General features: G+C 63.3%; 14 protein-coding genes and 1 pseudogene. 11 read left to right on the top strand and 4 right to left on the bottom strand.

What is annotated here, in order from left to right:
• Positions 1-98 precede the first annotated feature (98 nt).
• The 6 genes from AC3IYG_RS19535 (at position 99) to ppa (ending at position 5333) form a co-directional block, all read left to right on the top strand.
• The gene (locus tag AC3IYG_RS19535) at positions 99-1493 is read left to right on the top strand and encodes an ethanolamine ammonia-lyase subunit EutB (RefSeq protein WP_489311165.1); all 1395 of its coding nucleotides are present in this window, start codon (positions 99-101) and stop codon (positions 1491-1493) included.
• Between the two features lie 10 nt (positions 1494-1503).
• Positions 1504-2352 carry an ethanolamine ammonia-lyase subunit EutC gene (gene eutC, locus AC3IYG_RS19540; RefSeq protein ID WP_489311166.1) on the top strand — a complete coding sequence of 283 codons (849 nt, stop codon included), beginning with the start codon at positions 1504-1506 and terminating at the stop codon, positions 2350-2352.
• A gap of 167 nt (positions 2353-2519) precedes the next feature.
• On the top strand, positions 2520-2975 hold the full coding sequence (locus tag AC3IYG_RS19545; RefSeq protein WP_489311167.1) for a GNAT family N-acetyltransferase: 456 nt from the start codon (positions 2520-2522) through the stop codon (positions 2973-2975).
• Positions 2976-3206: 231 nt separating this feature from the next.
• Positions 3207-3869 (top strand): DedA family protein, encoded by a 663-nt coding sequence (locus AC3IYG_RS19550; RefSeq protein WP_489311168.1) that lies wholly within the window; start codon positions 3207-3209, stop codon positions 3867-3869.
• A gap of 10 nt (positions 3870-3879) precedes the next feature.
• Complete coding sequence (locus tag AC3IYG_RS19555; RefSeq protein ID WP_489311169.1) at positions 3880-4698, top strand: M90 family metallopeptidase; 819 nt, start codon at positions 3880-3882, stop codon at positions 4696-4698.
• Between the two features lie 107 nt (positions 4699-4805).
• A complete protein-coding gene (ppa, locus tag AC3IYG_RS19560; RefSeq protein WP_489311170.1) occupies positions 4806-5333 on the top strand; it encodes an inorganic diphosphatase in 528 nt (175 codons plus the stop codon).
• A 157-nt stretch (positions 5334-5490) separates the two neighbouring features.
• Here the strand turns inward: ppa and AC3IYG_RS19565 are convergent, their stop codons facing one another.
• Positions 5491-5673 (bottom strand): hypothetical protein, encoded by a 183-nt coding sequence (locus AC3IYG_RS19565; protein ID WP_489311171.1) that lies wholly within the window; start codon positions 5671-5673, stop codon positions 5491-5493.
• Positions 5674-6360: an IS21 family transposase gene (gene istA / locus AC3IYG_RS19570; RefSeq protein ID WP_489313968.1), complete on the bottom strand. Its 687-nt coding sequence runs from the start codon at positions 6358-6360 to the stop codon at positions 5674-5676.
• Positions 6361-6736: 376 nt separating this feature from the next.
• Here istA and AC3IYG_RS19575 point away from each other — a divergent pair, with 376 nt between their 5' ends.
• Complete coding sequence (locus AC3IYG_RS19575) at positions 6737-8107, top strand: NHL repeat-containing protein (protein WP_489311172.1); 1371 nt, start codon at positions 6737-6739, stop codon at positions 8105-8107.
• A gap of 30 nt (positions 8108-8137) precedes the next feature.
• Here AC3IYG_RS19575 and AC3IYG_RS19580 read toward each other — a convergent pair.
• Positions 8138-8398 (bottom strand): annotated as a pseudogene (locus tag AC3IYG_RS19580) (hypothetical protein); the annotation flags it as partial.
• 130 nt (positions 8399-8528) lie between these two features.
• On the opposite strand from AC3IYG_RS19580, the gene AC3IYG_RS19585 reads away from it, so the two are divergent.
• Positions 8529-9017 (top strand): JAB domain-containing protein, encoded by a 489-nt coding sequence (locus tag AC3IYG_RS19585; protein ID WP_489311173.1) that lies wholly within the window; start codon positions 8529-8531, stop codon positions 9015-9017.
• Between the two features lie 534 nt (positions 9018-9551).
• Here the strand turns inward: AC3IYG_RS19585 and AC3IYG_RS19590 are convergent.
• Positions 9552-10571, bottom strand: a complete 1020-nt coding sequence (locus AC3IYG_RS19590) for an AraC family transcriptional regulator (protein ID WP_489311174.1) — start codon at positions 10569-10571, stop codon at positions 9552-9554.
• A gap of 110 nt (positions 10572-10681) precedes the next feature.
• Between AC3IYG_RS19590 and AC3IYG_RS19595 the strand changes: the two genes are divergently transcribed.
• The 3 genes from AC3IYG_RS19595 to AC3IYG_RS19605 are packed head-to-tail and all read left to right on the top strand — an operon-like array spanning position 10682 to position 12608.
• A complete protein-coding gene (locus AC3IYG_RS19595; protein WP_489311175.1) occupies positions 10682-11575 on the top strand; it encodes a TauD/TfdA dioxygenase family protein in 894 nt (297 codons plus the stop codon).
• Positions 11572-12387 carry a 2-keto-4-pentenoate hydratase gene (locus tag AC3IYG_RS19600; protein WP_489311176.1) on the top strand — a complete coding sequence of 272 codons (816 nt, stop codon included), beginning with the start codon at positions 11572-11574 and terminating at the stop codon, positions 12385-12387. The genes AC3IYG_RS19595 and AC3IYG_RS19600 overlap by 4 nt, the downstream gene beginning before the upstream one ends.
• Complete coding sequence (locus AC3IYG_RS19605; protein WP_489314002.1) at positions 12369-12608, top strand: hypothetical protein; 240 nt, start codon at positions 12369-12371, stop codon at positions 12606-12608. The genes AC3IYG_RS19600 and AC3IYG_RS19605 overlap by 19 nt, the downstream gene beginning before the upstream one ends.
• The last annotated feature ends 53 nt before the right edge of the window (positions 12609-12661 follow it).

The following is a 12661-nucleotide window of genomic DNA, read 5'->3' on the forward strand; positions in this document are numbered from 1 at the left end:
GCAGAGGCTTCATTAAGGTGCAGGCAACCGCCCACGCGACAACCGCTGTGCGGTTTGCCTTTTTGTAGCGATAACGAGCCGTTCCAGGAGTCCCGCACATGGCCCGTTTTTCTCATTCCGTCGGCGTGGAAACTTACCGCTTCGACAGCCTCAAAGACGTCATGGCCAAGGCCAGCCCGGCCCGTTCCGGTGACTTTCTCGCCGGCGTGGCCGCGAGCAACGACGGCGAACGTGTGGCCGCGCAGATGGCGCTGGCCAACATTGCGCTCACGCACTTCCTCGACGAAGCGCTGATTCCCTACGAAGAAGATGAAGTCACTCGCCTGATCATCGACAGCCACGATACCCGGGCCTTCGCCGCCGTCAGCCACCTGACCGTCGGCGGCCTGCGCGACTGGCTGCTCAGCGATCACGCCGACGAAGCCAGCCTGCGGGCGCTCGCACCCGGCCTGACGCCGGAGATGGCCGCTGCGGTGTCGAAGATCATGCGCGTGCAGGATCTGGTTCTGGTGGCGCAGAAGATCCGCGTGGTCTCACGTTTTCGCGGTACGCTCGGTTTGCGCGGACGTCTGTCGACCCGCCTGCAACCGAACCACCCGACCGACGAGCCGGCAGGGATCGCCGCCAGCATCCTCGACGGCCTGCTGTACGGCAACGGCGACGCCATGATCGGCATCAACCCGGCTACCGACAGCATCGCCTCGATCTGCGCCATGCTGGAAATGCTCGATGCAATCATCCAGCGCTATGAAATCCCCACCCAAGCCTGCGTGCTGACCCACGTCACCACCTCGATCGCCGCCATCGAACGCGGCGTGCCGCTGGACCTGGTGTTCCAGTCGATCGCCGGCAGCGAGGCGGCGAACGCCAGTTTCGGCATCAACCTGAACCTGCTGCAGGAAGGCTACGAAGCCGGGCTGAGCCTCAAGCGCGGCACCCTCGGCAACAACCTGATGTACTTCGAGACCGGCCAGGGCAGCGCGCTGTCGGCCAACGCCCACCATGGCGTCGACCAGCAAACCTGCGAGACCCGCGCCTACGCGGTGGCCAGGCACTTCAAGCCATTCCTGGTCAATACCGTGGTCGGTTTCATCGGCCCGGAGTACCTGTACAACGGCAAGCAGATCATCCGCGCCGGACTGGAAGATCACTTCTGCGGCAAATTGCTCGGTGTGCCGATGGGCTGTGACATCTGCTACACCAACCACGCCGAAGCCGATCAGGACGACATGGACACACTGCTGACCCTGTTGGGGGTCGCCGGTATCAACTTCATCATGGGCATCCCCGGTTCCGACGACATTATGCTCAACTACCAGACCACTTCGTTCCACGACGCCCTCTATGCGCGCCAGACCCTCGGCTTGAAACCGGCGCCGGAATTCGAAGCCTGGCTGCAACGCATGGGCATCTTCACCCAGGCCGATGGCCGCGTGCGCTTCGGCGACAACCTGCCGCCGGCATTTCGCCAGGCGCTGGCACAGCTGGCTTAAGAGACATCGCATGCAACCTGACGATCTCGATGAAAGCTTCTCTCCCTCGGCTGTCGGGGCGATTGAAAACCCTTGGCAGGAACTGCGCCGCCTGACTCCGGCGCGGATCGCCCTCGGCCGCGCCGGCACCAGCCTGCCGACCAGCGCCCAGTTGGACTTCCAATACGCTCACGCCCAGGCGCGCGACGCCGTGCACCTGCCTTTCGATCACTCCGGTCTCAGTGCTCAACTGGCCGAGCGCGGGCGCGCCAGCCTCCTGCTGCACAGCGCCGCCAGCGATCGCCACAGCTACCTGCAGCGGCCCGACTTGGGGCGCCGCCTGAATGCCGCCTCGGCACAGCTGTTGCGCGAGCATGCCCAGGCCAATCCCGGCGGCGTCGACCTGGCGATCGTCGTTGCCGATGGCCTCTCGGCTCTCGCGGTACACCGCCATAGCCTGCCGTTTCTCGCACGCGTAGAGGAGCAGGCGCAGATCGACGGCTGGTCGCTTTCACCGGTGGTGCTGGTGGAACAGGGCCGGGTCGCGGTGGCCGACGAAATCGGCGAACTGCTGGGCGCAAAGATGGTGGTGATTCTGATCGGCGAACGCCCTGGGCTGAGTTCGCCGGACAGCCTTGGCCTGTATTTCACCTATGGGCCAAAGGTCGGCCTGACCGATGCCTACCGTAACTGCATCTCCAACGTGCGCCTGGAAGGCTTGAGCTACGGCATGGCCGCGCACCGCCTGCTGTACCTGATGCGCGAGGCCTGCCGGCGCCAGCTGTCCGGGGTCAACCTGAAGGACGAGGCTGAGATGCAGACCCTGGAAGCCACAGAGCCTCAAGGCATGCGCAGCAACTTCCTGCTCGCCCAGCCGTAACAGCCGCAAGCGAGCCGGGCGCTGCCTAGCGAACAGTTGTCGATCAATCAAAAAATCAAACGCTTGCTTGGATTGCGCTTTCTATAAGCTTTAGGCAGCATCAGTTCGACCGCTGGCATAGCTCCTGCTTGCCAGCCTTGCCCCTTCCATTGCAGCCGAGGCCTACCATGCGCATCGTCCAAGCCACCCTGGAGCATCTGGACCTGCTGACACCGCTGTTCGTCAGATACCGAGAGTTCTATGGCGAGCTGCCGTTTCCCGATTCGTCGAAAAAGTTCCTCGAAAAACGCCTGCGCCGCAAAGAGTCGGTGATCTACCTGGCGCTGGCCGACGATGAAGACAAACTGCTCGGCTTCTGTCAGCTCTACCCGAGCTACTCATCGCTGTCGCTCAAGCGCGTGTGGATTCTCAACGACATCTACGTTGCCGAAGACGCCCGTCGCCAACTGGTCGCCGACCGCCTGCTGCAATCCGCCAAGAAGATGGCCAAAGAGACCCAGGCCGTGCGCATGCGCGTTTCCACCAGCAGCAACAACGAAGTGGCGCAGAAGGTCTACGAGTCGATCGGTTTCCGCGAGGACACCCAATTCAAGAACTACGTACTGCCGATCAACAGCGACTGACCATTCCCCCAGGCGCCTGGGCTGTCGCCGGACAGCCCTCGAACGCGCACCAATCAGGTGCAAACCATGCTTTATCTGCACACGCCACGCCCACCCTTAATCGCAAGTGCTGCAAAGCGCTGCAACAAACTGAACCGCCTCCCCCTCGCCTTGCTCTTATAATGCCGACTTTCGCGCCGGCACCCACTACGCCCGCGCATCGACTTCCCCACGCAGCGAACCCGGCGTTATATGGATTTCAACCCGCTTGACCTCATCCTGCACCTCGACGTCTACCTGGACCTGCTGGTCGCGAATTACGGTGTCTGGATCTACGCCATTCTGTTTCTGGTGATCTTCTGCGAAACCGGCCTGGTGGTGATGCCCTTCCTGCCCGGCGACTCTTTGCTGTTCATCGCCGGCGCCCTCTGCGCCAGCGGCAGCATGGACCCGGTGCTACTGGCCGGGCTGCTGATGCTCGCGGCGATCAGCGGCGACAGCACCAACTACGTGATCGGCCGCACCGTCGGCGAGCGCCTGTTCAGCAACCCGGACTCGAAAATCTTCCGCCGCGACTACCTGCAGCGCACCCACGACTTCTACGATCGCCACGGTGGCAAAACCGTCACCCTGGCGCGCTTCCTGCCCATAGTGCGCACCTTCGCGCCCTTCGTCGCCGGCGTCGGCAAAATGCCCTACCCACGTTTCTTCGCCTTCAGCGCGGCCGGCACCCTGGCCTGGGTCGGCGGCCTGGTCGCGCTCGGCTACTTCTTCGGCAACGTGCCCTTTATCAAGCAGAACCTCTCGCTGCTGATCATCGCCATCATCGGCCTGTCGCTGCTGCCGATGCTGATCGGCTGGCTGCACCATCGCCTGCGTCCAACGCCAGATGGCGCCGCCAAGCAACCGAACTGACGACGCGCCCATGTGGTTTCTTCGCTCCTGGCGCCATCGCCGCATCCTTGCCAGACACCCGGTCGACCCCGCTCTGTGGGCCAGCGTGCGCCATAAGCTGCCGATCCTCGATGGCCTGAGCGCCGCCGAAGATCAGCGCCTACGCCAACGCGCCGTGCTGTTCCTGCATGCCAAGCACTTGAGCGCACTGCCCGGCGTCGAACTGGATACCGAGGGCCGTCTGCTGCTGGCCGCCCAGGCCCAACTGCCGTTGCTGCACCTGGCCGACCTGGACTGGTACCAGGGCTTTCACGAACTGGTGCTCTACCCGGACGACTTCCTCAGCCCGCAGCGCCATCGCGATTCCAACGGTGTGGAACACGAGTGGCAGGGCGAACACAGCGGCGAAGCCTGGCAGCATGGCCCGGTGATACTGGCCTGGCCCGGCGTACTCGGCAGCGGGCGCTGGGAGGCTTACAACCTGGTGATCCACGAACTGGCGCACAAGCTGGATATGCTCAACGGCGACGCCAACGGCCTGCCGCCGCTGCACAGCGACATGCGCCTCGAGGACTGGGCCGGCGCCATGCAAAGCGCCTATGACGACCTGAACGCGCGTCTCGACCGGCAGCCGGACGGGCATACGCCGATCGACCCCTACGCCGCGGAAAACCCCGCCGAGTTCTTCGCCGTGACCAGCGAATACTTCTTCAGCGCCCCGGACCTGCTGGAACATGCCTACCCGGCGGTATACGCACAACTCAAAGCCTTCTACCGGCAAGACCCGCTGGCGCGACTGCGGCTGTTGCAGGCCAGCCACCCCGGCTACCCCCACGCGACCAATGGCTAAGCGCTCAAGCATGGTAACCGCCGGGGAATATGCCTATAATCCCGCCCACTTTTTGACCTGTGCCACAAAGGTCAAAGCCTGTTTGGCCAACCCAGGGAACATCACCCATGAGCTACAGCAAGATCCCGGCCGGCAAAGACCTGCCGAACGACATCTACGTCGCCATCGAGATTCCGGCCAACCACGCGCCGATCAAGTATGAAATCGACAAGGACAGCGACTGCCTGTTCGTCGACCGTTTCATGGCCACGCCGATGTTCTACCCGGCCAACTACGGCTACATCCCCAACACCCTGGCCGATGATGGCGACGCCCTCGACGTGCTCGTCGTGACCCCGTATCCGGTAGCCCCGGGCTCGGTGATCCGCGCGCGCCCGGTTGGCGTACTGCACATGACCGACGAAGCCGGCGGCGACGCCAAGCTGCTCGCCGTACCGCACGAAAAACTGTCGCAGCTGTATAACGACGTCAAGGAATACACCGACCTGCCGGCCCTGCTGCTGGAACAGATCAAGCACTTCTTCGAGAACTACAAGGATCTCGAGAAAGGCAAATGGGTCAAAGTCGAAGGCTGGGGCAATGCAGACGCAGCCCGCGCCGAAATCCTTAAGGCGGTTGCGGCTTACCAAAAATAAGCCAAACCCACCCCCGAGAAGCCGGCCACAAGCCGGCTTTTTTATGCCCAACGACCTAGTGCCACAGGCCTTTGGCAAGCAAGACATCTACAACCCATACCTCAAACGGCGCGGTCCGCGAGTCTCCTGACGGGCCCAGAGCGCCCCTTAAGACGCTTTATCTCGCCCCGAGTGAGCCTAGCAAGGCGCGCAGCAACTGTTCGACATAGCCGTCGAAGGTCGCGCTGATCGCCCGTAACTGCGGCTGCTCACGGGCGAAACACTCGGCTATGCGCTGGCTGGTTGCAGTCGGATATGGGCGCTTGGGCCAGTTCCCGGCAACGGCTTGCCAGCCAGTCATTCAAAGCCGCAAAGCTGGCGAAGCGCGCCATCGGCGTGAACAGCCACTCGCGCACATTGCCGACCTGATTTTCCGCCTGGCCCTTCTCCCAGCCTGAGGCCGGCGTGCACGCCACCGGTTCGAACAGGTAGTGATTGGCCATGGCCATAAAACGCCGATTGAGCACCCGCCCTTGCCCACCAGAATCGCTTCAACCACGGCCTTGAGGTTGTCGTAGATCAGCCGCTGCGGCACCCCGCCAAAGAACGCAAAGGCGCGGTTGTGCACATCCAGCACCATCTCCCGGGTTTCTCGCGGGTAGGCCGCCACGAACATCTGGCGGCTGTAGGCCAGGCAAAAATGCGCGACCTTAATGGTCTGCGGCACGCCATCAATCTCGACGCGCTCGTGGCTCCAGCCGAACTGGCAGGCATCGCCTGGCGCAAACAGCAGCGGCACAAAGGCCTGGGTAGCAGTGGGTCTGCTCTTGAGCGACCTCCACTGCTTTACGAAGCGTTGCACGCTGTCGTAGGCGCCGCGATACCCCTCGACCTGCAAGCCTTCATAAAGCCGGCGCGCCGTGCGCCGCTGCGCCTTGGGTAAGTGCTGCTCGGTGTTGAGCCAGGCTTGGAGCATGACTTGAAACTCCCTCAGCTTGGGCGAGGGCTGTTGCTGGCGTGAATACAGCGGCTCAGCAGCGATGCGCAGATGCGCAGATGCTTGCGCACGGTAGGCCGAGAGGGCTTAAGGCTGCAGGCAATGGCGCTAATGGTTTCGCCACTGACCAGATGCCGCCGCCGGATTTCGGCAATGATGTCCATCGATAACACCCCAGATTCTCCGGCCAAAAGGCCGGATGGTTGCACACCCCGGGGTGGACACTATTGGACGCTGTTTACCCCGGATATCTGGAAAGTTTTGCACGTTGTTTTATAATTGAAGGTTGACAGCCTAGTAATTTTCGTGCTGCTCGCACTGCGCTGTCACGGCGGGCAGCTGGTGGCCGACGACACGCTGCGAGCGGTTCGGCTATATCCCATCAGCGCCGTCCGGGTCCTTGTTCGCTCCAAACAGGAGAACCGCCATGACGCATACCTATAGTCCATCGCCAGCACGACGGAACGGAATCGCGGTCGGGAAGGCACTGTTTGCAAGCTTGGTTTTGGTCCTGTTGGCACTTACAGAAAGACCGGCTCACGGGGCCTTACTCACCGAGACGACATGGGGTGGTACTGGAGCCGAAGTCGCAACCGGCGTCGCCACGGCCGCCGACGGCAGCGCGTACCTTGTCGGCTCGACGGATAGCTTTGCCTTCGACCAGTTCGGCCAGCCCGCGACACGGATGTCCATCGTCAAGTTCTTGAATGGAGCGGTCGTCTGGCAGCGGATCTGGAACGGCCCGACCATCGTCGGGGTGACGGATACGTCAGTGGCGGTCGCTGCCGACGGTTCAGTTTACGTGGCCGGCATCACCGCAGACGGTGGCGGAGACGCCGTGTTGCTGAAATTCGCTCCGAACGGCGACCTGCTCTGGGAGCGGGCCTGGGGCGGTACCGAGTCCGATAGCGTCGGCGCTGTGGCGACGCACAGCGACGGCTCCGTCTACGTCGCGGGCCGTACAACCAGCTTCGGCCCGAGTTCCGCCGGGGTGTTCGTCCTGAAGTTCGATCCGGACGGCAATCTTGTCTGGCAACGGCTCTGGGACAATGCCGCCGGCTTCGACGCGATGGCCGTCTCGCCGGACGGCAGCATCTACGCGGCCAGTTCGAAACTGCGGGGAAACGATCTCTCCCAATTCGACGTGATGGTGCTGAAGCTGACGCCAGCGGGCGACCTGGTCTGGGCACGGACGTACGGGGCCGGCGAGGTCGTGGATGCGCGCGGCGGAATGGCCGCCGCCGCAGATGGGTCCATATACACGGCTGGCGCCATCCAGGCGGCGAAGGGCGGCATCGTCGGCATCGCCGCGCTGGTCCTGAAGATCGGGCCCGATGGCAGCTTGTTGTTCGGCAAGGAATGCTGCACCAAGGGCGGCGACACCGGTGAAGGCATCGCGGTGGCGCCCGACGGCTCGGTTCTTCTCGCCGGAACGACGACGGTGTTGGGCGTCGGCTTCCAGGATGCATTCGTCGCGCGCCTGGAATCGACGGGCAAGAAGGTGACGGCCGCGGCAACCTGGGGTAGCACTGGCTTCGAGACCGGCGGCGGGGTCGCGGCGGCGGCCGACAACTCGGTGCGGCTTGCGGCGACGACGAGCCAGGGCCCGCCGTATTCGCTGCTGGCGGCGTCGCTGAAACTGTCCGCGCCGAAATTCACCGTCGCGACCCCTGCGGGAGTGCTCGTGGATCCGGAAGGCACGGTTTCGATTCCGCAACACGGGACGTCCGAACCGGCCGGCAGCACGGCCTACAGCGGAAACTTCGAGTCGGCACTCATATGGCTCACGCTGCCGTAACGGGTCAGCGTCGCCAGGACGGTGCGGGCGGATGTAGCGCCCACCGGTCAATCGCTCGGCCCAATGCCGACGAGACGCCCGGCACCGCCTTGACGGCCGATTCGAGGCGCGTGATCAACTTGTCGATGCTGACGGGGTCGGAGCCGGCCACCTTGATGCCCACCGGGCTCTTGATGCCCGTCGCGAGATGTCGATGCGGTTGCGGATCGGCGGCACCCAGACGTTGGAAAGCCCCGGCACCCTGACGACGCGGTCGAGTTCCTCGACCCGCTCGTCCGGGGTCATGCCGGCGCAAATGCAGCCGTGAACGCCATAGCGTCGATCGACCATTCAGCCGACGACGCTGCGATCGCCAAGGTTCTCCGGGTGCTGGAGCGCCGGATGCGGAACGCCGGGCCAGTGTTGATGAGCCCCCGGGGTCGTGCGCGACTGCCTAAGGCTGCGGGTCGGCGACTTGGAGCATGAGGTCTTCATCGAATTGTTCCTCAATGCGCAGCATCGGCTGATTGCGGTGGAGGCGTTGTGCAGGGGAACGCTCGCGCAGACCAGTGTCTACCCGAGGGAGACGATGAAGGCCGCGCTGAAGCACAACGCTGCGGCGGTCATCTTCGCCCACAACCACCCTTCAGGGCCGACGGAGCCGAGCCGGGCTGATGAGATGCCCACGGCGGCCCTGAAGCAGGCGCTCATGCGAGTGGATTGCAAGGTGCTCGACCACTTCGTGGTCGGAGGTACCAAGACGATCAGCTGTGCGGAGCGGGGGCTGTTCGTAGAGCCTCCCCCACCCGGCTACATGTGTCGCAGCTACCTGCCACGGCGGAAACCCCGGAATTCCCGTGTAGCCGTGCAAGAACAAATCACTCCCTGCTCTCCAGGCTTGCCCGAACCGCCTCGTGGAACGCCTTGTTGACGGCCTCCTGCTTACCGAACAAGGAGCTCCGGAGGCTGTTGTAGAGCACGCGCCCGCCAGCAGTCGCAATCTCGGTGACCCGGCGCGAATGTATCCTTGCGCGCGCCCCTGAGATCCTCTGCGTGCATTAATCACCCGCACCCACCCCCGCCCCGCATATGTCTTTGCGACTAGCTTGTACGACACCGGTTATGACATGGCGCTGAAGGGTTTCCCGTGGTTCAAGGTGCCACCCGGATTTTCCCCAGTGAGCGCTGCAGCAGGAAAATTGCCGACGCAGTGAGCGCCCGTTTCGCCTGGCCGAATCCCGCTATGTCACAGGCATCGCGAGTGTCTAGTAAACCCAGGGCGATTCAGTTGGCACCCAAAACTCAGATTTTGAGCACTGGAATGAAAGCGGCTCAGGATTGCACAGGTGCAAATCTCGGCTCGCCGGGGCATTTTCCCGAGCGGTCTGTTTCTCCGGATTGCATCCGGGTCACGAGCGTTCTATCCGCTATTCGACAGCCTGCAGCGCAGCGTGGCTCCAGGCTGTCATGCGAAACGCTGGCGTTTCCAGTGGCCAGGCGAACAACCAGTCCAGCGGCTGAATGCCCGGGAAAAGCTGGCCGCCTCGGCGTAGCCCAGGCGTTGCGCGATGCTGTTGAGATCCAGGCGGGAGTCGGTGAGCAGGCGTTCGGCCAAGCGCTGTTTGATCTGTTCGTTGAGCTGTAGAAAGGCATGGCCTTCGGCCGCCAGGCGACGGTGCAAGGTGCGCTCGGAAAGCCCCAGGCGTTGGGCGACCGTGCGGCCGCTAAGCAGCGAGCCCGAGTCGCGGATCAGCGCCTGCTGCACCAGGCGCGCGGTGGGGGCTTTGACCAAACTATGGGATAGCTCGACACACAAGCGCTCGCAGAGCTGCTCGCCATCGTGGCGGGCGGAGATATGCGCCTGCGGCAGCGTGAGCTGGAGGTCGGCATGGGCAAACAGAATGCCGTTGCGCTCGGCGTCAAAGCGAATCGGGTAGGGAAACTCCTGCTGCAGAGTATCCAGATCCGCCGGCGCGCTAACCGCCATCTCGATCGCCAGAGGCGCGATCGGCCGTTGCAGCAGTTCAGAGGCGACGCACAGGCAGGCGGACAGGCCGCGCTCGATGACAAAGGCGCGGGCATCCTGGGGTAACACGCTGGCATCGAACAGCAACCAGAGGCCACGGCGATCCGACTCGATGCGCGCCGGGCAGAGCGTCAGGGCCAACAGCTGGAAACGGCTAAAGGTTTCAAACGCCTCGTTGAGCGTGCGGCTGGCCAGCATGGTGAAGCCCAGCAACCCCAACGAAGTCAGGTGGTAGCGCTGGCCGGTGGCGAAGCCCAGACCCGGCCGGCCGGCATGCTCGATCAGGTTGCGAATCACGGCCAGCTCTTGCCAGGCCTCGATCTGTGCATTGCGCTGGTGCAGCGCATCGGCGGTAATGGCGCTGCCGATCAGACAGGTCGCAGCATCCACGCCCACCGACTGCGCGGTTTCCAGCAGGTAATGTATTCCGGTGAGCTCGCGGCTTTGACGCCAGTCCATCAGACAATCTCATGGCAGTGATTATCATTTTTTGGCAGTTATCATCATGGATGAGCCTAGCATCTGCGCGGCATGCTGTGAGCACTCCAACCGCCATAAGAGTGCGAGCCATGATCGAGTTTTTCTACGCGCTGCCAAGCCACAACCGAGCCGCCAGCTATCGCAACTTTCGCATCACGCCGGCGGGTGGCGCCTTGGGCGCGGATGTCGAGGACGTCGACCTGACCCGCCTGAGTGGCGAGGGCTTCAACGAGTTACGCCAAGCATTGCTCGCCCACAAGGTGCTGTTCATCCGCAACCAGTCGCTGAGCATCAGCGACCTCGAAATGGTCACCCAGCAGTTCGGTGAGTTTGGCCGGGAGCCCTATGTGAATGGCATGGCGGATCATCCGCATGTGGTCCAGGTGATCAAGGAGGCCGATGAAAAGACGCCCTTTGTGTTCGGCGGTGCCTGGCATTCCGACTGGACGTTCCAGGAGCGCCCGCCGGCATTCACCTTGCTCTACGGGCATGACATCCCGGCCTACGGCGGCGATACCTGCTATGCCAACCTGGCATTGGCCTACGACTGGTTGTCGCCGAAGATGAAGTCGCTGCTCGAAGGGCTCGATGCCGTGCACAGCCCCGAGCAGGCCTATGGCGCCAACGCCAAGCACAACGACTTGCTGGAAAACATGGCGGTTCATTATGGCGATGTCGCGCTGGAGGTGCGCTCGCACCCGCTGGTGATCCGTCATCCGGAAACCGGACTGAAGGTGTTGTTCATCAACCCGGCGTACACCTCCGGCATCAAGGGCCTGCGCCCGGAGGAGGCACGGCCGTTGCTCGACTACCTGTTCAGCCTGCCGGTTGCGCCGGCATTTACCTGCCGCATGCGCTGGAGCAAAGGCACCCTGGCCATCTGGGATAACCGCAGCACCTGGCATTTGCCGGTGGCCGACTATCACGGCATGCGCCGCGAGATGTATCGCACCACGGTTGTCGGCGAGGTGCCGAGCCGATGAGCCCGAGCATGCCACTGAAGCCGTTACCGATCACTGAGCTACGCCTGCAGGCGGCTGCCGCCAGCCTGGCGACTGCGCGCGCCCAGCGCCAAGCCGGGCCACGGGTCAGCGAGACGTTTTCGCTCGCCAGCCTGGACGAGGCCTATCAAGTTCAGGCCGCCGGCCTGCAGCTCGCGCTTGGCCGGGGGCGGAGCCTGGCCGGTGCCAAGGCCGGGCTTACCTCGGCGGCCTTGCGGACGGCGCTCAAGGTCGCGGAGCCACTGTATGGCTGGTTGTTCGCCGACACGGCATGCCGCTCGGGAGAGGACATCGCCTGGGAGCGGCTGCTGCAGCCGAAGGTCGAAATCGAACTCGCATTGGTGATGGCGTGCGATGTGCCAGCAGCCGATATCAGCCTGGATCAACTGCGAGCCAGCATCGCCGGGGTCGTGCCGGCGCTGGAGATCAACGACTCGGCCATCGCCGGCTGGCAGATCACCCTGCTCGACGCGGTAGCCGACAACCTGTCTTCAGGGCTCTACGTGCTGGGCAACCAGCCGGTTCCGCTGGCGCAGCTGGAGGGGCGGTGTCTGACCGCCAATCTGCACAAGAATGCGCTGCCGGTAGTGGCCGGCAGTGCCATCGCACTGGACGATATTTTGGCTACGGCCCTGTGGCTGGTGCGCAAAATGGCCCAGCTCGGGCAACCGCTGCGCGCCGGGGATGTACTGCTGACCGGTGCGCTGGCACCGCTCCTCGATATCGCCCGCGGCGACCATGTGAGCTTCAAGGTGGACGGGCTCGGCGAGGTGGAATGCGCATTCACTTGCTGATGCTTTCCGGCATCGGCGCCGAAGCGGAGTTGAAACCACAGGGCATCAGCGTGCAGCGCAAGCTTCCGGGCGTGGGGCAGAACCTGCAGGATCATCCGGGGCCCTGTGTCCGTTTGCGGTTCTTCATCAGATTGTTCGGAAAGCATCGCGTACGACCCATACGGGGGAATGGTGAACAAGCCATGCATAAAATAGGAAGCACTTATAAAGCAGATGGTTAGTTCTCTTAAAAGGCCAACCACAAGCCGGCTTTTTTATACCTGTAATTTGCCCG

The sequence above is a fragment of the Pseudomonas sp. KH_027 genome, from assembly GCF_057838565.1.